We start from the raw sequence: 21,380 nt of genomic DNA, 5'->3' as shown, positions 1-21,380 counted from the left end.
CCCCAAGGAGAGCCTTCCGACCGTGGCTGCCCAGAAGAAAAATCCGAAAGAGTACGGCGCCGATTCCATCACCATCCTGGAGGGGCTGGAAGCGGTCCGTAAACGCCCGGGTATGTACATCGGCTCCACCGGCGAACGCGGATTGCACCACCTGATCTGGGAGGTGGTCGACAACGCGGTGGACGAAGCCATGGCCGGCTACGCCAACACCGTCGACGTGAAGATCCTGGAGAACGGCGGCGTCCAGGTCACCGACAACGGCCGCGGCATCCCGGTGGCCATGCACGCCACCGGCGTCCCCACCGTCGACGTCGTGATGACCCAGCTGCATGCCGGCGGAAAGTTCGGCGGCGACGACGGCGCTTACGCGGTGTCGGGCGGTCTGCACGGTGTGGGTGTCTCGGTGGTCAACGCGTTGTCCACCCGGCTCGAAGTGGAGATCTCCCGCGACGGATCTGAGTGGTACCAGACCTATGACCGGTCGGTACCGGGCACGCTGAAGCAAGGCGACAAGACCAAGAAGACCGGCACAACGGTCCGCTTCTGGGCGGACCCGGGCATTTTCGAAACCACGAACTACGACTTCGAGACCGTGGCCCGCCGGCTGCAGGAGATGGCATTCCTCAACAAGGGGCTGACCATCAACCTCAGCGACGAACGGGTGACCAAGGACGAGGTCGTCGACGAGGTCGTCAGCGACACCGCCGAAGCGCCGAAATCCGCGGAGGAAAAAGCCGCCGAATCCGTTGCGCCACACAAGGTCAAGCACCGCACCTTCCATTACCCCGGCGGCCTGGTCGATTTCGTCAAGCACATCAACCGGACCAAGAACCCGATCCACTCCAGCATCGTCGACTTCTCCGGGAAAGGTCCCGGCCACGAAGTCGAGATCGCCATGCAGTGGAACGGCGGCTACTCGGAGTCGGTGCATACCTTTGCCAACACCATCAACACCCACGAGGGCGGCACCCACGAAGAGGGTTTCCGTGCGGCGCTGACGACGGTGGTGAACAAGTACGCCAAAGACAAGAAGCTGCTGAAGGACAAAGACCCCAACCTGACCGGTGACGACATCCGCGAGGGGCTGGCCGCGGTCATCTCGGTGAAGGTGAGCGAGCCGCAGTTCGAAGGTCAGACCAAGACGAAACTGGGCAACACCGAGGTCAAGTCGTTCGTGCAGAAGATCTGCAACGAGCAGTTGTCGCACTGGTTCGAGTCCAACCCCGCCGATGCCAAGACGGTGCTGAACAAGGCGGTGTCGTCCGCACAGGCTCGCATCGCTGCCCGCAAAGCCCGAGAGTTGGTGCGACGCAAGAGCGCAACGGACATCGGTGGGCTCCCGGGCAAGCTCGCGGATTGCCGCTCCACCGACCCGCGTAAGTCGGAACTGTATGTGGTGGAGGGTGATTCGGCCGGTGGCTCGGCAAAGAGTGGCCGCGACTCGATGTTCCAGGCGATCCTGCCGTTGCGCGGCAAGATCATCAACGTCGAGAAGGCCCGCATCGACCGCGTCTTGAAGAACACCGAAGTCCAGGCGATCATCACCGCCCTGGGCACCGGGATCCACGACGAGTTCGACCTTGCGAAGCTGCGCTATCACAAAATCGTCCTGATGGCCGACGCCGACGTGGACGGCCAGCACATCTCGACACTCTTGCTGACCCTGTTGTTCCGGTTCATGCGGCCGCTCATCGAGAACGGCCACGTGTTCCTGGCGCAGCCGCCGCTGTACAAGCTGAAGTGGCAGCGCAGCGAACCGGAGTTCGCCTACTCCGACCGGGAACGTGACGGTCTGCTGGAGGCGGGCCGGGCGGCCGGCCGAAAGATCAACGCCGAGGACGGTATTCAGCGGTACAAGGGTCTCGGCGAGATGGACGCCAAGGAGTTGTGGGAGACCACGATGGATCCGTCTGTGCGGGTGCTGCGTCAGATCACGCTCGACGACGCCGCCGCGGCCGATGAGCTGTTCTCCATTCTGATGGGCGAGGACGTCGAGGCCCGCCGTAGCTTCATCACCCGTAACGCCAAAGACGTTCGCTTCCTGGATGTTTAGAAAATCGGGGCGGTTAGCTCCGACGACCGAAGGAATACATGACTGACACGACGTTGCCGCCGAGCGACGAAGCCGGCGACCGCATCGAACCGGTAGATATTCAGCACGAGATGCAGCGCAGCTACATCGACTACGCGATGAGCGTGATCGTGGGCCGCGCGCTGCCGGAGGTACGCGACGGCCTCAAACCGGTGCACCGCCGGGTGCTGTACGCGATGTTCGACTCAGGTTTCCGGCCGGATCGAGGTCACGCGAAATCCGCACGCTCCGTTGCCGAGACGATGGGTAACTACCACCCGCACGGTGACTCGTCGATCTACGACACTTTGGTCCGGATGGCGCAGCCGTGGTCGCTGCGCTACCCGCTGGTCGACGGGCAGGGCAACTTCGGCTCGCCGGGCAACGACCCCCCAGCCGCCATGAGGTACACCGAGGCACGGCTGACTCCGCTCGCGATGGAGATGCTACGTGAAATCGACGAGGAGACAGTCGATTTCATCCCCAACTACGACGGTCGGGTACAAGAGCCGACGGTGCTGCCGAGCCGGTTCCCCAACCTGCTGGCCAACGGTTCCGGCGGTATCGCGGTCGGAATGGCCACCAACATTCCGCCGCACAACCTGCGCGAACTCGCCGAGGCCGTCTACTGGTGCCTGGAGAACCACGAAGCCGACGAGGAAGCCACGCTGGCCGCGGTCTGCCAGCGGGTCAAGGGCCCCGACTTCCCGACGCACGGTCTGATCGTCGGCTCACAAGGGATCAATGACGCCTACACCACCGGCCGAGGTTCGATCCGGATGCGCGGAGTCGTTGAGGTAGAAGAGGATTCGCGCGGCCGCACGTCGCTGGTCATCACCGAGTTGCCGTATCAGGTCAACCACGACAACTTCATCACCTCGATCGCCGAGCAGGTTCGCGACGGCAAGCTGGCCGGCATCTCCAACATCGAGGACCAGAGCAGCGACCGGGTCGGCCTGCGCATCGTGGTGGAGATCAAGCGCGACGCCGTCGCCAAGGTGGTGCTGAACAACCTCTACAAGCACACTCAGCTGCAGACAAGCTTCGGCGCCAACATGCTGTCGATCGTCGACGGCGTGCCGCGCACTCTGCGTCTGGACCAGATGATCCGCTACTACGTCGCGCATCAACTCGACGTGATCATCCGGCGCACCACCTACCGGTTGCGTAAAGCCAACGAGCGGGCCCACATCCTGCGCGGTCTGGTGAAAGCCCTTGACGCCCTTGATGAAGTGATCGCGTTGATCCGCGCGTCGGAAACCGTCGACATCGCCCGGGCCGGGCTGATCGAGCTCCTCGACATCGACGAGATCCAGGCGCAGGCCATCCTCGACATGCAGCTGCGACGGCTGGCCGCACTGGAACGCCAACGCATCATCGACGACCTGGCCAAGATCGAAGCCGAGATCGCCGACCTGGAAGACATCCTGGCCAAGCCGGAGCGTCAGCGCGGGATCGTGCACGACGAGCTCAAGGAGCTCGTCGACAAGCACGGCGACGATCGGCGCACCCGGATCATCGCCGCCGACGGCGACGTCAACGACGAAGACCTGATCGCCCGCGAGGACGTCGTCGTCACGATCACCGAGACCGGCTACGCCAAGCGCACCAAGACCGACCTGTACCGCAGCCAGAAGCGCGGCGGCAAGGGCGTCCAGGGCGCCGGGCTCAAGCAGGACGACATCGTGCGGCACTTCTTCGTCTGCTCGACGCACGACTGGATTCTGTTCTTCACCACTCAGGGCCGGGTGTACCGCGCCAAGGCCTACGACCTGCCGGAGGCGTCGCGGATCGCGCGCGGCCAGCACGTCGCCAACCTGCTGGCCTTCCAGCCCGAGGAGCGTATTGCGCAGGTCATCCAGATCAAGAGCTACGAGGACGCGCCGTATCTGGTGCTCGCCACCCGCAACGGCCTGGTCAAGAAGACCAAGCTGACCGACTTCGACTCGAACCGGTCGGGCGGCATCGTGGCGGTCAACCTGCGCGACGGCGACGAGCTGGTCGGTGCGGTGCTCTGCTCCGCCGAGGAGGATCTGCTGCTGGTCTCGGCCAACGGCCAGTCGATCCGGTTCTCCGCGACCGACGACGCGCTGCGGCCGATGGGCCGGGCCACCTCGGGTGTGCAGGGCATGCGGTTCAACACAGACGACTACCTGCTGTCGCTGAATGTGGTCCGCGAGGGCACATATCTGCTGGTCGCGACGGCCGGCGGCTATGCCAAGCGGACCGCGATCGAGGAGTACACGGCGCAGGGCCGCGGCGGTAAGGGCATCTTGACGATTCAGTACGACACCCGTCGTGGCAAGCTCGTGGGAGCGCTGATCGTCGACGACGACAGCGAGGTGTTCGCGATCACCTCCGGCGGCGGAGTGATCCGGACGATGGCCAAGCAGGTCCGCAAGGCCGGCCGGCAGACCAAGGGTGTTCGGTTGATGAACTTGGGTGAGGGCGACACACTGTTAGCCATCGCCCGCAACGCCGAAGAGGCCGAGGCAGCCGACGCGGACGCCGAGCCTGAGGCCTAAGCGACCGCCTCGGCGGCCGAATGCACAGTGAGGAGCTGAGGGTGACTTCACCGAACGAGCCGGGCTACGCCGGCCCGGGCGACACCCCGAACGGGAACGGCTCGGTCGAGCGGACCGCTGAGAGCGCCGCGACGCCGCGGAAGCGCAGCGCTCCCCGGCCGTCGCAACCACCGAAGCGTCAGGCGGACGGGCCCGCACCGCGGCCGGCTGCCCGGCCCGCAGCCAGCCCCAACGCTGAGGCCCGGTTGAACCGGTTCATCTCTGGCTCCGCGGCACCGGGCCCGGCGAAGTCGCCGGCACCCGAGGCCGAGGAGAACGACGCCTACCCCAGCGAGTTGCCCGACCTGTCCGGGCCCATTCCCCGTGCGGCACAACGCAAACCGGCGGTGGACGAGTCGGCGGACCTGCCGACGTCGCGGGTACGGACCCAGGTTTCGTCGCGCCCGGTCGGCCCGCTGCGCGCCAGCATGCAGATCCGGCACATCGATCCATGGAGCACCTTGAAGGTGTCACTGATTCTGTCGGTGGCGTTGTTCTTCGTCTGGATGATCGCCGTGGCGTTCCTGTATCTGGTGCTCGGCGGTATGGGTGTGTGGAGCAAGCTCAACAGCAACGTCGGGGATCTGTTGAACAACACCGGAGGCAGCGCCGAGCTGGTGTCGGCCGGGACGATCTTCGGCGGCGCGTTCCTGATCGGGCTGGTGAACATCGTCTTGCTCACCGCCGCGGCCACCATCGGCGCGTTCATCTACAACCTGACGACCGACCTGATCGGCGGTGTCGAGGTGACGCTGGCCGACCGCGACTAGCGGTTTGGGAGCAGGCCGCCCGGTGCGGTAATCTCGCTCGGTCGTACCTGCGTACGGGCCTATAGCTCAGGCGGTTAGAGCGCTTCGCTGATAACGAAGAGGTCGGAGGTTCGAGTCCTCCTAGGCCCACAACCATGTGTTCGCCAAGACGTTTCGTGAGACTGGTGTTACCGCTGGCAGCGATCGCTGTGCTGGCGGTGGTGGTCCGGTCTCGGCGCGGCGTCGAGGTCTGGCATGTGGCCGCCGATCAGAGCACTGGTCGACACGAGGGGCCTTAGCTCAGTTGGTAGAGCGCTGCCTTTGCAAGGCAGATGTCAGGAGTTCGAATCTCCTAGGCTCCACACACTTTGAGGACCTGCTCGCGCAGGCCGGTGGTGGCGGTTTCCATCAATCCCTTCGCGCCCCTCTTGACCAGGAATCCGGGCACCGGGACAGCAAGGTCGACGGTCAGCTCGAACCGCACCCGGGTCGCATCGCCATCGGGGGTGAAGGTGTAGCGGCCCTGCTGGCCGCGTTGCTGCTTGGACTTTGCCAGAGTCCAGCTGACACCGTCGTCGTGCACGGTGTAGTCCAGCTCCTGCTCATCGCTGATGCCGGCGACCTTCACGATTTGTTTGGACTTGGTCGGCCGACCCTGCTCGTCGCGCTCGATGACCTCGACCTTTTTGTGCGACGAGGACCATGACGGCAGGGAATCGAGGTCCAACAGCACGTCCATGATCTGCTGCGGCGTCGCCTCGATCAGTACCTCGCGCGACTCGGTGACAGCCACTAGATCCGCGGTTCCACCTCGACGCTCGGCGGCAGCTGCGACGGCTCCTGCTGCCGGGAGCGGCGGACGATCGAGAACGCGACGGCTCCCCCGGCGACGACAACCGTGGCCGCACCGACGAGTACCCAGGGCCGCGGCCCGCGGCGTCGCGAACGCCGGGCCTGCTGCAGCGCTTCGGGCAGACCGCTGACAACGTCCTGGGCGGCGGCCAGCTCCTGCACGAGCGCCTCCTGCGCGTTGCGCAGATCGCGGGCCAGCTGTCCCTCGCGGTAGCGGCGGCGCAGGCTCGAGGCGCCGCTCTGCGCCGAGTGCACGCCGAGACCGACGAGCCCGCGGGTCACGTCCACCGGCCCGACCGCGGTGTTCGCCAGGCCGCGGTTCAGCCGCTGCCGGGGGGTCAGTCGGGTGTCGTTCTCAGCGCTCATCTCTCGCCCTTCCCGGCCCTGCCGCAAGACCGTGCTCCGAAGCTTTCAGACTGCCACACGGTGTTCGGGCACCGGATGTCCGGCGGGCCGGACCGTGATGGCAGACTGTGATCCCGTGACTACCAGCCCGATTCAGACTGCCACTGCCACGCTGCACACCAACCGCGGCGACATCAAGATCGCGTTGTTCGGAAACCACGCCCCCAAGACCGTGGCGAACTTCGTGGGCCTGGCCCAAGGCACCAAGGAGTATTCGACCGAGAACGCCTCCGGAGGTAGCTCCGGCCCGTTCTACGACGGCGCGGTGTTCCACCGGGTGATCAACGGCTTCATGATCCAGGGTGGCGACCCCACCGGGACCGGGCGCGGCGGGCCGGGCTACAAGTTCGCCGACGAGTTCCATCCCGAGCTGCAGTTCGACAAGCCCTACCTGTTGGCGATGGCCAACGCGGGCCCGGGCACCAACGGCTCACAGTTCTTCATCACCGTCGGCAAGACCCCGCACCTCAACCGCAAGCACACCATCTTCGGTGAGGTCGCCGACGCGGACTCACAGCACGTGGTCGACGCCATTGCCACCACCGCCACCGGCCCGGGCGACCGGCCGACCGAGCCCGTGGTGATCGAGTCGATCACCATCTCCTGACGGCTGCCCGGCTTAGCGGCCGCGAAACAGACGCCAGGGCTGTCGTCTTCGCCAATCCACGACCCTGGCGTCCGGTTCGCGCGACCGCGTCGACTCAGGACCCGGCGTAGCCGGCAGCGGTCAGCGCGTCGAGCACGTCCAGCGGATCAGTGCCGAGGTCCCAGCGCGAGAAGATGTAGAACTGGTCACCGGCGGCGTCGACCTCGAGCAGACGCGTTTTGCGTCCGATCCGCCGAAATTCGGTGATCCGAATGATCTTGATGTCGGCTCGTCGCAGCAGATGCGACCGCAGCACCCCACCGACCAGCAGGCCGTCGGGCGTGATTGCCAGCTTTGGGCGTGCGCGCCAGGTAATTCCCGCAAACAAGATCAATCCGACCCCGGCGATGCCGAGCAAAAGCCGGCCGGGCGTGTCTGTGACGACGGTCACACATGAGATAGCCATCACAACGCCCACAAGCCCGCAAGCTGCGATCCCGGCCGAAGGCGGCGCCCACTGAGTTTGCTGCATGGATTTCCTAAGGGGTCTACCACTGTCGATGGAGTTATCCACAAGCGCTATGCACAATGGGGATGAATCACACGCGTGTGATCTACCGTCCCTGTCGTTGCCGGCCCAGCAATGCCGCGTCCCGGAATCGGGCTCGATAGAGCGATGACGCCACTACCGCCACCGCATCGTGAGCAACAGGCCGCTGATCATGAAAGCAAACGCGACGGCGTAGTTCCACGGCCCGAGTTCGGCCATCCAATTGAGGAACGACGGGGCGTCGGTACCGGTGGCGGCCAACTGGAACACCATCAGCCAGACCAGACCAAACAGCATCAGGCCGCAGAACAGCGCCACGAACCACACACTCGACGGGCCGGCCTTGACCTTGACCGGGGTGCGGCTCACCGCGCTGACGGTGAAGTCGCTCTTCTTACGGACTTTGGATTTCGGCATGTCTGACTCGGGGATCCCTCGGCGATTACGGTATTCATCAGCAGGTGCAACGACGAGCGTAACGCACGTACCAGCGAGGAATGGAGAGCCAGTGGCGATACGGATCTCCCGGTTGATGCCGGCACGGCGTCGCCCCGAGGAGGGACCGCGCCCGTCGCTGTGGCGCGTGGGCGTTCCGGTGGTGTGTCTGCTGGCTGGGCTGCTGCTCGGAGCGACCCACGGGGTGTCCCGGGGCGGCGAGATCCGGCGCAGCGATGCGCCGCGGCTGGTGGATCTCGTGCGCGGCGAGCAGGCCGAGGTCGGCCGGTTGAACGCCGAACGGGACCGCTTGGCCACCACCATCGACTCGACGCACGGTCGGTCCGCGAACGCTGCGTTGGCGGCGATGCTGCGGCGGTCCGCGGAGTTGGGAGCCGACGCGGGGCTGGATGCCGTGCACGGGCCCGGGCTGGTGGCGACGCTGACCGATGCGCAGCGCGACGCGAACGGCCGCTTCCCGCGCGACGCCTCGCCCGACGACCTCGTCGTGCATCAGCAGGACATCCAAGCCGTGCTCAACGCGCTGTGGACCGCCGGCGCCGAGGCGATCCAGCTACAGGATCAGCGCATCATTGCCACCTCGGCACCGCGCTGTGTGGGCAATACGCTGCTGCTGAACGGGCGAACGTACAGTCCGCCCTACACCGTCACCGCGATCGGGGATGCCACCGCCATGCAGGCATCGTTGGCCGCCGCTCCCCTGGTGGTGCTCTACAAGCAGTACGTGGTCCGCTTCGGCCTGGGCTATTCCGAGCAGGTGCGGTCCGATGTCCGCGTCGCCGGCTTCACCGGACCGGTGCGGATGCATTCCGCCCAGCCCGCCGGTCCCATCAGCTACTAAAGCACCGGTAACCTGTGACGATGCAGATCTTGGTCGTCGACAACTACGACAGCTTCGTCTTCAACCTGGTGCAGTACCTCGGCCAGTTAGGCGTGGCGGCGCAGGTGTGGCGTAACGACGACGACCGGTTGTCCGACGCGGCCGCCGTCGCCGACGAGGTCGACGGGATCCTGCTCAGCCCCGGCCCGGGCACCCCGGAGCGTGCCGGAGCGTCGATCGATCTGGTGCGGGCCTGCGCGGAGTCACGCACCCCGCTGCTCGGCGTATGCCTCGGACATCAGGCCATCGGGGTGGCGTTCGGCGGGACGGTCGATCGGGCCCCCGAACTTCTGCACGGTAAGACCAGCAGCGTGTTCCACACCAATACCGGTGTGCTGCAAGGACTTCCAGACCCGTTCACCGCGACCCGGTATCACTCGCTGACCATCCTGCCCGAGACGTTGCCCGCCGAGTTGGAGGTCACTGCCCACACCAGCAGCGGCGTGATCATGGGCGTGCGGCACCGGGACTTGCCGATCCACGGCGTGCAGTTCCACCCGGAGTCGATCCTCACCGAGGGCGGTCACCGGATGCTGGCCAACTGGCTGGCCGACTGTGGCCAGCCTCGCGACGAGGCGCTGGTGCACCGGCTAGAGACCGAGGTCGCCGACAGCCTGTCCGCAGTGCGTGGCTACGACTCGGCTATTGACCGAACTTCAGCGTGATGCTGCCGTCTTTGTTTGCGCCCTGACCGGCCGACGGGCTCTGGAACACCACGCGGTTGTGTTGCGAGCCGCCGGCGTCGACGTCGGCGCCCCGGTCCAGCCCACCGGTCCAGCCCAGCGCGCGCAGTCGCGGCTCGGCGTCGGTCCAGAACATTCCGGTGACGTCCGGCATCACGAACTGGTTGCCCTTGGACACCTGCAACTCGATCACGGTGTCGACCGGAACGTTGGCTCCGGCAGGCGGATTGGTGCCGATGACGGACCCGGCCGGACGGGGGCTGTCCAGCGCGGCCTGAGCGAACTTGGAGAATCCGTAGACCGTCAAGTTCTTCTGAGCCTCATCGGCGGTCTGTCCGGCGACATCGGGCACCTGCTTGCTGGACGGGCCGGAACCGACGATCACGGCGATCTCGTTGGTGATCGCCGACGTCTGGTTGGCGGGCGGGTTGGTGCCGATGACGCGGTCTTTCATCTCCGGCGTGGACGGCGAGTTGACCTGTTTGAAGCGGCCGAACCCGGCGGACTTGAGCTTCTTGACCGCCGAGGCGTAGCTCAGCGACGACACGTCCGGCACCTCGCGCTGCTCGGGGCCAGTGGACACGTTGACGGTGATGAGTTCGCCGGCGCCGACTTTGGAGTTGGCACCCGGGTCGGTGCCGATGACGTGGTCGGGCAGGACGGTCGAGTCGGGCTTCTGCAACGTGCGGGTTTTGAAGCCGTGGTTCTGCAATGCGGCGATCGCGTCGGCCGACGCCTGGTTACGCACGTCAGGAACCTGGACGTTGCGCATGCCGCCGCCGAAGGTGTTGATCACGAGGGTGACCACCACCGTCAACACCGCCAGCGCCGCCACCGCGATCACCCAGCGGCTGATCGAGCCGGGGCTTCGTTCGCGGATGAAGTCGAGTTGCTGGCGCGGCAGCGCATCGGTCTGCGTACCGGTGGAGTCGTGCGAATGCGGCGCGGCCATCAGCGACGAACGGTCGGCGTCGGTGAGAATCTTCGGCGCCTCCGGCGGCTCCCCGTTGTGCACCCGGACCAGATCGGTGCGCATCTCGGCGGCGGTCTGGTAGCGGTTCTCGGGATTCTTGGCCAGCGCCTTGAGCACGACGGCGTCGAGGTCCGCGGAGATGCCCTCGTGCCGGCGCGACGGCGGAACCGGGTCTTCCCGGACATGCTGATAGGCCACCGCGACCGGTGAGTCGCCGACGAAAGGTGGCTCGCCGGTAAGGATTTCGTAGAGTACGCAGCCCAGAGAGTAGACATCGGAGCGGGCATCGACGGTGTCGCCGCGGGCCTGCTCGGGCGAAAGGTATTGTGCGGTACCGATTACCGCGGCGGTCTGGGTGACGCTGTTGCCGCTGTCGGAGAGCGCCCGCGCGATACCGAAGTCCATCACCTTGACCGCGTTGGTGCTGCTGATCATGATGTTGGCCGGCTTGACGTCACGGTGGATGATGCCGTGCTGGTGCGAGAAGTTCAGCGCCTGGCAGGCGTCGGCGATGATCTCGATGGCCCGGGTGGGCGGCATCGGCCCGTCACCGTGGACGATGTCGCGCAGCGTCACACCGTTGACGTATTCCATGACGATGTAGGGCAGCGGGCCGGCGGTAGTTTCGGCTTCGCCGGTGTCGTAGACCGCGACGATCGCCGGGTGATTGAGTGCGGCGGCGTTCTGCGCCTCGCGCCGGAACCGCAGATAGAAACTCGGGTCACGAGCCAGGTCGGCTCGCAGCACCTTGACCGCCACGTCCCGGTGCAGGCGGACATCCCGGGCCAGGTGGACTTCGGACATGCCGCCGAAGCCCAGAATTTCGCCCAGTTCGTAGCGGTCGGACAGGTGCTGCGGGGTGGTCATCGTGGTGTCTCGTGTCGGGGCATCGGCGCGCAATAGATCGTCAGCGCGGACGCCCGCCTGGGTGTGGGCAGCGTGCATTGCCCTCCAGGATGACCCGAGGACCCCCGATTCGTCCAATTAGTTGGATGCGCCGGAGCCGATTCCGACTTGCTGGGAGGGCTTCCGGTGTCGGTCACGGTCGGTGCGGGCGATTGCTGCTGGGAATTGCTTTTGTGGTCCATCACGATCACGACGGCGATGATGATCGCCAACACCCCGAGAACGCCGGCCGCCCACAGCAGCGCCCGCTGCCCGGAGGAAAAGGTGCGGCGGGGCGGCGGCGTGCGGTGTCCACCGGTGGTAGGCCGGGAGCGCCTGGCCGCGGGTGCGCGGGTGGTGGCGGCGGCTGCGGCCCGCGTCGGCGGACCTGACGGAATGGCCGCTGGGGTGGCGCGCCCGCTCGCGGGCGCTCCGCTGGGTCGCGGCGGCCGACGACCGGCCCGCACCGCGGCGACGGCGTCGGCGAACGGTCCCCCGCTGCGGTACCGCGCGCCGGGATTCTTGACCAGGGTGATCTCGATCAGCTCGCGCACATTGGGCGGCAGATCGGACGGCAGCGGCGGCGGGGGTTCTTTGATGTGCTTCATCGCGACCGTCAACGCGCCGTCGCCGGTGAACGGACGCTTGCCCGAAACTGCCTCGTAGCCAACCACTCCCAATGCGTAGACATCGCTGGCCGGAGACGCGTCGTGGCCCAGGGCCTGTTCGGGCGCGATGTACTGCGCGGTGCCCATCACCATGCCGGTCTGGGTCACCGGGGCGGCGTCGACCGCCTTGGCGATGCCGAAGTCGGTGATCTTCACCTGACCGGTCGGGGTGATGAGGATGTTGCCTGGCTTCACGTCACGGTGAACCAAACCGGCGGCGTGCGCGACCTGCAGCGCGCGGCCGGTCTGCTCGAGCATGTCCAGGGTGTGCCGCAGCGACAGCCGGCCGGTGCGTTTGAGCACCGAGTTGAGCGGCTCGCCGTTGACCAACTCCATCACCAGATAAGCGGTGCGGCCCTCGCCGTCCATTTGCGTCTCGCCGTAGTCGTGGACGCTGGCGATGCCGGGATGGTTGAGCATCGCGGTGGTACGCGCCTCGGCGCGGAACCGTTCGATGAACTCGGGGTCCTGGGAGAACTCCTGCTTGAGCACCTTGACCGCGACGCGCCGACCCAGCCTGCTGTCGACGGCCTCCCAGACCTGCCCCATGCCGCCGGTGGCAATCAGGCGCTGCAGGCGGTAGCGGCCAGACAGCGTCACACCTACTCGCGGGCTCATGGTCCTCCCTGCAGCGCGGCCTCGATGACGGCGCGCCCGATCGGTGCGGCCAGCGCACCGCCTGTCGCGGACAGTCGATCGGCGCCATCCTCCACGAGCACGGCCACGGCCACTTTCGGGGACTGCGCGGGCGCAAACGCGATGTACCACGCGTGCGGCGGAGTATGGCGCGGGTCGGTGCCGTGCTCTGCGGTACCAGTCTTGGATGCGATCTGCACGCCGGGGATCGCCCCTTTCTGCTGTGTGACGTTCTCGGCGCCGACCATCAACTCAGTTAGCTTAGCCGCGACCTGCGGGGACACCGCACGGCGTTGTTGGCGCGGCGCGGTGGTGCTGATGTTCGCCAAGTCGGGACCCTGCAGGCTGTCGACCAGGTAGGGCTGCATCGTGATGCCGGCATTGGCGATGGTAGCGGCAATGACAGCATTCTCCAGCGGGGTCAGCGCCACATCCTTCTGCCCGATGCTCGTCATGCCCAGCGCCGCGGCGTCGGGAATCGGGCCGACGGTGGATTCGGCGACCTGCAGCGGGGTCGGATCGGGCACCGTGTCCAGGCCGAACGACCGTGCGGCGCTGCGCAGCGCGTCGGCGCCGGTGAGCATGCCCAACTGGACGAAGGCGGTGTTGCACGACCGTGCGAACGCCTCGCGCAGCGTGACGGTTTCTGCGTCGACGCAGGGGGCGCCGCCATAGTTCTCCAGGCTGGCGGTGCTGTCCGGCAGCGCGAACTTCGCCGCGGCGGTCAACTCGTCGTCCTCGGTGGCGCCGTTCTGCAACGCCGCCGCGGTGGTGATCACCTTGAACGTCGACCCGGGCGGATAGGTCTCGGACAGCGCGCGGTTGGTCAGCGGCGAGCGCGGGTCGTCGCGCAGTCGCTGCCAGGTCTGTGCCTGCTGTTCGGGGTCGTGCGACGCGAGCAGGTTGACGTCGTAGGACGGCGAGGACACCATCGCCAGGATCTTTCCGGTCGACGGTTCCAGTGCCACGACCGCGCCGCGGCACGGCCCGTTGCACCCCTGCTGCATCGCATCCCAGCCGGCCTGCTGGATACGCGGGCTGATGGTGGTGTCCACAGTGCCGCCGCGGGGATCGCGGCCGGTGAAGAAGTCGGCCAGCCGGCGGCCGAACAGCCGCTGATCGGATCCGTTGAGCAGCGGATCCTCGGCCCGCTCCAGGCCGGAGCTGGAATAGCGCAGCGAATAGAAGCCGGTGATCGGGGCGTACACCGCGGCGTTGGGATACACCCGCAGGAAACGGAACCGGCTATCGGTGGCCACCGAGTAGGCCAGCAACTGGCCGCTCGCGGTGATCTGGCCGCGCTGCCGGGAGTACTCGTCGAGCAGCACCCGTTGGTTGCGCGGGTCGGACCGCAGCCCGTCGGCGGTGAAGACCTGGGTGAGGGTGGCGTTGAGCAGCAGCAGCACGATCAGCGCCATCACGCTCATCGAAATGCGACGCAGGGAGGTGTTCATACCCGCTCGATCACCTCGGTGTTCGTCGTCGCGATCGGTGCGGTGTTACCCGATCGGGGCCGGAACGGGCGGCGGGCCGCATGCGAGATGCGCACCAGGATCGCCAGCAGCACATAGTTCGCCAGCAACGACGAGCCACCGTAGGACATCCACGGCGTGGTCAGACCGGTCAGCGGAATGAGATTGGTGACGCCGCCGACCACGATGAACAACTGGATGGCCAGCGTGGACGCCAGACCCGCGGCCAGCAGTTTGCCGAAGCTGTCACGCACCGCGATCGCGGTGCGCATCCCGCGCACGATCACAATGGTGTACAGCATGAGAATGCCTGCCAGCCCAACTAATCCAAGCTCCTCGCCGAACGCGGCGGTGATGAAGTCGGTCGCCGCGGCGGGCACGGTGTCCGGTTGCCCGTTGCCCAGGCCGGTGCCGAAGACGCCTCCGGTGGCGAAGCTGAACAGCGACTGCACAATCTGATAGCCGGCACCGTCGGGGTCGGCGAACGGGTCGAGCCAGGTCTGTACGCGGACCCGCAGGTGGTCGAAAATATGGTACGCCGCAATGCTTCCCAGCGTGAACAGCACCAACCCGATGACCACCCAGCTGAACCGCTGAGTCGCCAGGTACACCACCACCAAGAACGACGCGTACAGCAAAAGCGAAGTGCCCAAATCTTTTTCGAAGACCATCACGCCGATCGAGGCCACCCAGGCGCCCAGCAGTGGGGCAAGGTCACGCGGCCGCGGCAGATCCATGCCGAGCACATGCTTGCCCGCGCTGGTGAACAGGCCGCGTTTGGCCACCAACACTGCGGCGAAAAAAATCAGCAGCAGGATCTTGGAGAACTCGGCGGGCTGAATCGAGAAGCCCGGCAACCGAATCCAGATCTTCGCGCCGTTCTGCTCGGACAGCGACCGCGGCAGCAGCGCCGGTATCGCCAGGAAGACCAGTCCGGTCAGCCCGCAGACGTATCCGTACCGCGCAAGTTGTCGATGGTCTTTCAACGCGATCACCACGAAGGAGAAGGCGCCGACGCCGACCAGCGTCCACAGAATCTGCGGATTGGTGACCGCGCGGCCACTCCCCTCGGCGAGCCGCTCGTCGAGGTCGAGGCGATGAATCATCACCAGGCCCAACCCGTTGAGCAGCGCCACGATCGGCAGCAGCAGCGGATCCGCGTACGGCGCATAGCGTCTGATGGCCAGATGCGCGACACCGAACACTGCCAGAAATCCCGCCGTGTAGTCGAGCAGAGCCCAGCCGACGCTGCGTTCCTGATTGGCCTGCACGATGGCAAAAGCAGCCGCGGTGATCACCGTGGCGAACCCCAGCAGCAACAACTCGGCATTACGCCGGTTGGGCAACGGAGGCGTGACGGTGACCGGTGCCTGCGGCTGCGTGGTCATTCCGGAGTCCGGCAGGTGGTTCCCGGCTGGGGCGGCGGCGGGGAGAGTGCGGTGACAGTCGGCGCGGTGGACGTCGGTGACGAGCTTGCCTGCGGCTCTTCGGAAACCGAGGTCTCCGCAGTCGGTCCGGGGGTCGGTGTCGCGGTGGGCGGCGATTGGGCGCGGGCCAGCGGGCACAGCGGCAACAACGATTCGGCGGCCAGTCGGCGCAGCTGCGCGTCGGCCTGGTCGAGTGTGCCGGCCGGCAGCCCGGCGGCCACCTGCGCGCGTGCGGACTCGGCCAGATCGGACAGCTTCATCAGCTGGCAACCGCTGGCGGTCTGCCCGTAGCGGATGACCGACAACTGGTTGCGGCTGTTCAGACAACCCTGCGAGAACGGTTGGTGCAACGGCATGCCCAGGATCGACACCTGGATGCCCTGCATGATCGACACCGCGCCGTTGAAGCCGGCGACGTAGTAGTAACTGCGCACGACGGTCCGGCCGACGGCCAGCGCCGCGAGCACCAACAGGATGGCGAGGGTGACGCCGATCAGGATCCGTCGCCGCGACCGCTGCGGCGGCGGAGGTGTTTCGAACTGCGGCACAACGCGTTTGGTGACCTCTTTGCGCGGCGTCAGCGCCGAGGCCCGGCTCGCAGCGGTGCTGGGCCGGGTCATCTGGTCTTGCCCATCAGAGTCGCCGGAGACCGCGCCGGCGATGATCGGCTGGGTGGGCCCGTAGTCGTTGTCGACGACGTCGGCGACCACCACGGTGACGTTGTCGGGTCCGCCGCCGCGCAACGCCAATTCGATGAGCCGGTCGGCACTTTCGGTGACGTCAGGAATTTTCAGCGCGTCCTGGATGGTCTCGTCGCTTACTGGGTCGGAGAGCCCGTCGGAGCACAGCAGGTAGCGATCGCCGAGCCGGACCTCCCGCATCGTCAGGGTCGGCTCGACCTCGTGGCCCGTCAGCGCGCGCATGATCAGCGACCGCTGCGGGTGGCTGTGCGCCTCTTCCTTGGTGATCCGCCCTTCGTCGACCAACGTCTGGACGAACGTGTCGTCTTTGGTGATCTGCGTCAGCTCGCCGTCGCGCAGCAGATAGCCCCGCGAGTCGCCGATGTGCACCATCCCAATCCGGTTGCCCGCGAACAGGATTGCGGTCAGCGTGGTGCCCATCCCCTCAAGGTCGGGCTCCATCTCGACCTGCGCGGCGATGGCCGAGTTGCCGGAGTGCACCGCGGACTCGAGCTTGGCCAGCAGGTCGCCGCCGGGCTCGTCGTCGTCCAGGTGGGCCAATGCGGCAATGACCAACTGCGAAGCCACTTCACCGGCGGCGTGGCCACCCATCCCGTCGGCCAGCGCCAGCAATCGCGCACCGGCATAGACTGAGTCTTCGTTGTTGGATCGCACCAAGCCGACATCGCTGCGCGCCGCATAGCGCATAACCAAAGTCACGGGCGCAACTCCTCGATCCCGGCTACGCCGGCATCATCGTCGTTAGCGCGGGTCACGGGCGCAACTCCTCGATCCCGGCTACGCCGGCATCATCGTCGTTAGCGCGGGTCACGGGCGCAACTCGATCACCGTTTTGCCGATACTCACCGGCGTGCCAATGGGAACCCGTACCGCCGTCGTCACCTTCGCCCTGTCAAGGTATGTGCCGTTGGTCGATCCTAGATCCTCGACGTACCATTCCGTGCCTCGCTGCGAGAGCCGCGCGTGCCGCGTCGACGCATAGTCGTCGGTCAGGACCAACGTGGAGTCGTCGGCGCGCCCGATCAGCACCGGCTGGCCGCTGAGCGTGATACGTGCACCGACCAACGCCCCTTCGGTCACAACGAGATAGCGCGCTTCGCTGCGCCGTTCCCGCGACGGCAGCAGCGTCCCGCGCAACGTCAATCCGCGTCGCACCATGACCGCACCGGTCGGCGCGTAGATGTCAGTGCGCAGGATTCGCAACACCGACCAGATGAACAACCACAGCAGCATCAGGAAGCCGGCACGCGTCAGCTGCAGTAGTAGTCCCTGCATCTGGCGTCCCTTTCGGTCCTGCTGCCACGGGCCACGTGCCCGGATCTAGCTACGTCACGATACTTGGACGGCGGTCAACGCGTGGTGAAGCTGAACGCTTGGCGACCTACGGGCTCAATGGATGTGGACGACGATCTCCGAGTGTCCGAGCCGGATCACGTCGCCGTCGGCCAACTGCCATTCCTGCACCGGCGCGTTGTTGACGGTGGTGCCGTTGGTCGAGTTCAGGTCGGACAGCAGCGCGACGTGACCGTCCCACCGGATCTCCAGGTGCCGGCGCGAGACACCGGTGTCCGGCAGCCGGAATTGCGCGTCCTGGCCGCGGCCGATGACGTTGGCACCCTCCCGCAACTGGTACGTGCGCCCGCTGCCGTCGTCGAGCTGCAGAGTGACAGCGGAGCCGCCCGACGGGTAGCCGCCCTGTCCGTAGCCGCCGCCGTAGCCCGCCTCGGCGGGCTGGCCGTAGTCGTAGTCGCCGCCGCGGCCGGGCTCGGCGTATCCGCCGGCGGCCGGCGCCGCGTAGTTCTGCGCGGGGGCCTCACCGTAACGGCCGTAGTCGGGTTGCTGCCCGTAGTCCTGCCGGCCGTAGCCCTGGTCGGGGTAGCCGCCCTGGTCGTAGCCGCGTTGCTCGGGCGCGCCGTAGCCGCCCTCGTCGGGGCGGGCCGGGCCGCGGCCGTATTCGCCGTATTCGCCATAACCCTGGCCGCCCGGCTGGCCGTAGCCGCCCTGGCGGTAGCCCGGGTCGTAGCCTTGGCCGCCACCGCGCTGGTCGGGGTAGGCGGGTCGGTCGTAGCCGCCTTGCTCGGGGTAGCCGCCACGTTGGTCGGGGTAGCCGCCGCGCTGGTCGTAGCCGCCTTGCTCGGGGTAGCCGCCGCGCTGGTCGTAGCCGCCTTGCTCGGGGTAGCCGCCGCGCTGGTCGTAGCCGCCTTGCTCGGGGTAGCCGCCGCGCTGGTCGTAGCCGCCTTGCTCGGGGTAGCCGCCGCGCTGGTCGTAGCCGCCTTGCTCGGGATAGCCGCCCGGCTCCGGCGGATACGGACTACGCGCCTCGGGCGCCGCGTGCGGGTCGTCCTGCGGCGGCGCGTAGGGATCGTCGTAGTAGTCGTCGCCGGGCCGGCCCTGCCCCGGGCCGCCGCGGTAGCTCGAATTCTCGGTCATCGCTGGTACTCCTGGTTCTGCGCTGAACGCACGGTCTGATTGTGGCGGGGCGAGCTCGCCGGCTGTTCGCCGGGGCTCGACATCGGGGTTGACAGCACCGCGGGTGCGGAGCTGGCCGGTGTGCAGGTTCGCCGACTGCTCGAACCGGACGACCACGTCACCATATGTTTGCCACCCCTGTTCGCCGATGTATCCCGCCAACTGCTTGGCGAAAGCGTCCGAAGTGAGGTCCGGGTCGGCGCCCACTTTCTGGTAGTCGTGCATACCGAGGGTAATGATGTATTCGTTGGGAGCCAAAAGGCGATTGCCGGTGATCGGGCGAATTCCCTCGGCGGCTTCACGGCGCAGCATCGTTTCGAGCTCTTGGGCAACGATCGATCCGCCGAACATTCGGGCGAACGCATCGCCGACGGACACTTCGAGTTTGCGCTCGATGCGTTGAACTAGCCCTTTCTGGCTGCCCATGTTCAAACGCTCAGTCCTTCGGTTTCTCGGCTGCACGGCGGACGGTTCTCCGGCGTGTCGCGGCACGCGTGTCGTACCCCAGAATGCTATCGGCCCAGCACAGCGCAGCGGCACCTACAGAACTCTGAGAATCGCGCCGATTCCATTCAGGGCGGGGGCTCGATGGGCGTCGGCACGGTTGGGGACGGCGGCCAGCACAGTGATAGGCTCCACCGGTTGTTTAGGGCGAGTGGCGGAATGGCAGACGCGCTGGCTTCAGGTGCCAGTGTCCTTCGGGACGTGGGGGTTCAAGTCCCCCTTCGCCCACAGAATTGAGTGGAATCGGCCGCCGGCAGCTTCTACCGGCTGTGCCGGGGGCACATTGCGGCGATGCTGACTCCGACGAAAAACCCCGCGTGGTAGCCGTCGAGGCTGCTCCGCGTCATTACGTCGTTCGCGACGTCGCTTGCCTGCCGCCCCTGGTCGAGTTCGCTGCAGACCTCGTGGGCGGCGGAGAGCGCGGCTTGCGGCGACCCGTAGGTGATGCCCTTCGAGGTCAGGGCGTTCACGAAGTTGCTGTCGTCTGCGTCCGCGTGAGCGGTGGGAATGGCCTCGGCCACCACGCCGAGCAGTGCGACTGCCAGGACAAGCCCGGCCAGTAGCGATCGCGGAGGGCTGGACGAATGCCGTTCTCGTGCAACGACCGTGGTGGGTGCCTGTGCGAAGTGGGTTGTCATATCAGCCTCCGATCTGCGATGAGTAGTTGTTGGGTGCTGCGTTGTCTGATCAGGTCAAGATGAGGACGAGGCCGGCGGCGAAGACGAGGTAGAGCAGCGCGCTGAAGGCAAGCCGCGTCGGCGTGAGTTTGCGGTCGCGAATCGTGGTCAGCAGGTAGGCGATGGCGACGATGGTGATCGCAGCGGACCACAGCAGGGCGTGGTCGAGCCGCCAGTCGGTGAACAGCAGGCCCAGCCCGCTGGGGACGGTGGCTTGAATCATCATCGCGCCCGAGATATTGGCAAGCGCGAGTTGGGTTTTGCCCTGCCGGACCCAGATGATCGCGTTCATGATCTCGGGCAATTCGGTAGCAATCGGGGACAACAGCAGCGCGGTCACCGCGCCCGACAGTCCGAGCATCGGACCGATGGCGTCAAGTTGGTGGACGAACAGTTGTGAGGACACGAAGATGACCGCCAACGCACCCAGTAGCTGGGTCAGCACGGCCACAGTGGCCGGCCGGGCGGCGCGTCGTTGCAGCTTGAGCGGCTCGAGTTCTTCGTCGGCGTCACAGGCCTGCCCGCCGCGAATCTCGCGCCAGACGTAGATGGCGTAGGCCGCGAAGAACCACAACCCCAGCCACGGCTTCAGCGCAAAGGCCACCAGACCCAGCGCGACCTTGACGACGAACACGGCCATGAACCAGCGTTGGTCGCGAGCGAGCCGCTCGATCTGAGACGTCGTCGCCCAGGCCGGGTCCTGGGCGTCGGCCTCGACCACGGAGCGTTCGACGAGGAGTGCGGCCCCGACGCCGACCAAGACCTTCTCGCGGCGTCGCAGCAGGAGCATGGCGCCGGTCACCCCGTAAGCGACGGTTGCCAGCACCAAGGGACCGCCCATTGCCGCGCCGACGCCGATATTGCGGACCTCGGCGGTAGGGCCGGTGGTGACTGCGACGAGGGTGACCACCGATTCTGGGAGTGCTGTCCCGAAGGCGGCCAGCACGGTGCCGACGGCCATCGAGCCAAGGTTGAGTCGCCGCCCGAGCCATTCCACGGCGTTGACGAACCACTCGCAGGAGAGATAGATCGCGACCGCGCAGGCGATCAGGATCACGATGTGCGCCATGTGAGTCCCACCCTTCTCACTTCGCGGGAGCGAATGGTGAATCGCTCGCTACGACCGCAGAACATGCTGCACTTATTTCGATAGTTTCGCAAATGTTAAAATG

General features: G+C 66.5%; 19 protein-coding genes and 3 tRNA genes. 9 read left to right on the top strand and 13 right to left on the bottom strand.

Annotated features, from left to right (window positions below):
• Positions 1–22 precede the first annotated feature (22 nt).
• The 5 genes from gyrB (at position 23) to G6N27_RS15820 (ending at position 5,746) form a co-directional block, all read left to right on the top strand.
• Positions 23–2,053 (top strand): DNA topoisomerase (ATP-hydrolyzing) subunit B, encoded by a 2,031-nt coding sequence (gene gyrB, locus G6N27_RS15840; RefSeq protein ID WP_163777387.1) that lies wholly within the window; start codon positions 23–25, stop codon positions 2,051–2,053.
• A 38-nt stretch (positions 2,054–2,091) separates the two neighbouring features.
• Entirely contained in the window at positions 2,092–4,596 is a 2,505-nt protein-coding gene (gyrA, locus tag G6N27_RS15835) for a DNA gyrase subunit A (protein ID WP_163777385.1), read from the top strand.
• Between the two features lie 41 nt (positions 4,597–4,637).
• Entirely contained in the window at positions 4,638–5,405 is a 768-nt protein-coding gene (locus G6N27_RS15830) for a DUF3566 domain-containing protein (protein WP_163777384.1), read from the top strand.
• A gap of 55 nt (positions 5,406–5,460) precedes the next feature.
• A tRNA-Ile gene (locus G6N27_RS15825) sits at positions 5,461–5,534 on the top strand.
• 139 nt (positions 5,535–5,673) lie between these two features.
• Positions 5,674–5,746: transfer RNA gene (locus G6N27_RS15820), tRNA-Ala, on the top strand.
• Here G6N27_RS15820 and G6N27_RS15815 read toward each other — a convergent pair.
• Together G6N27_RS15815 and cwsA are read right to left on the bottom strand one after the other, a co-directional pair.
• Positions 5,737–6,177, bottom strand: coding sequence for an SRPBCC family protein (locus G6N27_RS15815; RefSeq protein ID WP_163777381.1), 441 nt, complete (start codon positions 6,175–6,177; stop codon positions 5,737–5,739). The two genes, G6N27_RS15820 and G6N27_RS15815, sit on opposite strands and share 10 nt — an antisense overlap.
• Positions 6,177–6,602 carry a cell wall synthesis protein CwsA gene (gene cwsA, locus G6N27_RS15810; protein WP_163777358.1) on the bottom strand — a complete coding sequence of 142 codons (426 nt, stop codon included), beginning with the start codon at positions 6,600–6,602 and terminating at the stop codon, positions 6,177–6,179. Before cwsA ends, G6N27_RS15815 begins: the two co-directional genes overlap by 1 nt.
• 97 nt (positions 6,603–6,699) lie before the next feature.
• Between cwsA and G6N27_RS15805 the strand changes: the two genes are divergently transcribed.
• Positions 6,700–7,248, top strand: coding sequence for a peptidylprolyl isomerase (locus tag G6N27_RS15805; RefSeq protein ID WP_163777356.1), 549 nt, complete (start codon positions 6,700–6,702; stop codon positions 7,246–7,248).
• 94 nt (positions 7,249–7,342) lie between these two features.
• Here the strand turns inward: G6N27_RS15805 and G6N27_RS15800 are convergent, their stop codons facing one another.
• Positions 7,343–7,759, bottom strand: coding sequence for a PH domain-containing protein (locus tag G6N27_RS15800; RefSeq protein WP_163777353.1), 417 nt, complete (start codon positions 7,757–7,759; stop codon positions 7,343–7,345).
• 153 nt (positions 7,760–7,912) lie between these two features.
• Positions 7,913–8,194 (bottom strand): cell division protein CrgA, encoded by a 282-nt coding sequence (gene crgA / locus G6N27_RS15795; RefSeq protein ID WP_163777351.1) that lies wholly within the window; start codon positions 8,192–8,194, stop codon positions 7,913–7,915.
• A gap of 115 nt (positions 8,195–8,309) precedes the next feature.
• Between crgA and G6N27_RS15790 the strand changes: the two genes are divergently transcribed.
• Positions 8,310–9,074 (top strand): DUF881 domain-containing protein, encoded by a 765-nt coding sequence (locus G6N27_RS15790; RefSeq protein WP_163781877.1) that lies wholly within the window; start codon positions 8,310–8,312, stop codon positions 9,072–9,074.
• Between the two features lie 20 nt (positions 9,075–9,094).
• On the top strand, positions 9,095–9,778 hold the full coding sequence (locus G6N27_RS15785) for an aminodeoxychorismate/anthranilate synthase component II (protein ID WP_163777350.1): 684 nt from the start codon (positions 9,095–9,097) through the stop codon (positions 9,776–9,778).
• Here the strand turns inward: G6N27_RS15785 and pknB are convergent.
• The 7 genes from pknB to G6N27_RS15750 all read right to left on the bottom strand — a co-directional run bounded on the left by pknB (position 9,756) and on the right by G6N27_RS15750 (position 19,453).
• Entirely contained in the window at positions 9,756–11,636 is a 1,881-nt protein-coding gene (gene pknB / locus G6N27_RS15780) for a Stk1 family PASTA domain-containing Ser/Thr kinase (protein ID WP_163781875.1), read from the bottom strand. The two genes, G6N27_RS15785 and pknB, sit on opposite strands and share 23 nt — an antisense overlap.
• Positions 11,633–12,940, bottom strand: coding sequence for a protein kinase domain-containing protein (locus tag G6N27_RS15775; protein WP_163777347.1), 1,308 nt, complete (start codon positions 12,938–12,940; stop codon positions 11,633–11,635). The genes pknB and G6N27_RS15775 overlap by 4 nt, the downstream gene beginning before the upstream one ends.
• Positions 12,937–14,412: a D,D-transpeptidase PbpA gene (gene pbpA / locus G6N27_RS15770; RefSeq protein ID WP_163777345.1), complete on the bottom strand. Its 1,476-nt coding sequence runs from the start codon at positions 14,410–14,412 to the stop codon at positions 12,937–12,939. Before pbpA ends, G6N27_RS15775 begins: the two co-directional genes overlap by 4 nt.
• Entirely contained in the window at positions 14,409–15,818 is a 1,410-nt protein-coding gene (locus tag G6N27_RS15765) for an FtsW/RodA/SpoVE family cell cycle protein (RefSeq protein WP_163777343.1), read from the bottom strand. The genes pbpA and G6N27_RS15765 overlap by 4 nt, the downstream gene beginning before the upstream one ends.
• Entirely contained in the window at positions 15,815–17,257 is a 1,443-nt protein-coding gene (locus G6N27_RS15760) for a PP2C family protein-serine/threonine phosphatase (RefSeq protein WP_232064600.1), read from the bottom strand. Before G6N27_RS15760 ends, G6N27_RS15765 begins: the two co-directional genes overlap by 4 nt.
• A gap of 108 nt (positions 17,258–17,365) precedes the next feature.
• Complete coding sequence (locus G6N27_RS15755) at positions 17,366–17,833, bottom strand: FHA domain-containing protein FhaB/FipA (protein WP_163777341.1); 468 nt, start codon at positions 17,831–17,833, stop codon at positions 17,366–17,368.
• Between the two features lie 114 nt (positions 17,834–17,947).
• Positions 17,948–19,453, bottom strand: coding sequence for a DUF3662 and FHA domain-containing protein (locus tag G6N27_RS15750; protein ID WP_163777339.1), 1,506 nt, complete (start codon positions 19,451–19,453; stop codon positions 17,948–17,950).
• A gap of 223 nt (positions 19,454–19,676) precedes the next feature.
• On the opposite strand from G6N27_RS15750, the gene G6N27_RS15745 reads away from it, so the two are divergent.
• A tRNA-Leu gene (locus tag G6N27_RS15745) sits at positions 19,677–19,759 on the top strand.
• A 32-nt stretch (positions 19,760–19,791) separates the two neighbouring features.
• Here the strand turns inward: G6N27_RS15745 and G6N27_RS15740 are convergent.
• Both G6N27_RS15740 and G6N27_RS15735 read right to left on the bottom strand, forming a co-directional pair.
• On the bottom strand, positions 19,792–20,169 hold the full coding sequence (locus G6N27_RS15740; protein WP_163777338.1) for a DUF732 domain-containing protein: 378 nt from the start codon (positions 20,167–20,169) through the stop codon (positions 19,792–19,794).
• 49 nt (positions 20,170–20,218) lie between these two features.
• Positions 20,219–21,277 (bottom strand): sodium:calcium antiporter, encoded by a 1,059-nt coding sequence (locus G6N27_RS15735; protein WP_163777335.1) that lies wholly within the window; start codon positions 21,275–21,277, stop codon positions 20,219–20,221.
• Positions 21,278–21,380: the final 103 nt, after the last annotated feature.

Origin of the sequence: Mycobacterium cookii (assembly GCF_010727945.1) — a bacterium.
In the GTDB taxonomy this organism is placed as follows: Bacteria; Actinomycetota; Actinomycetes; order Mycobacteriales; family Mycobacteriaceae; genus Mycobacterium; species Mycobacterium cookii.
Note: the sequence above shows the minus strand (reverse complement) of the source record. Positions and strands in the feature narration are given on the sequence as shown.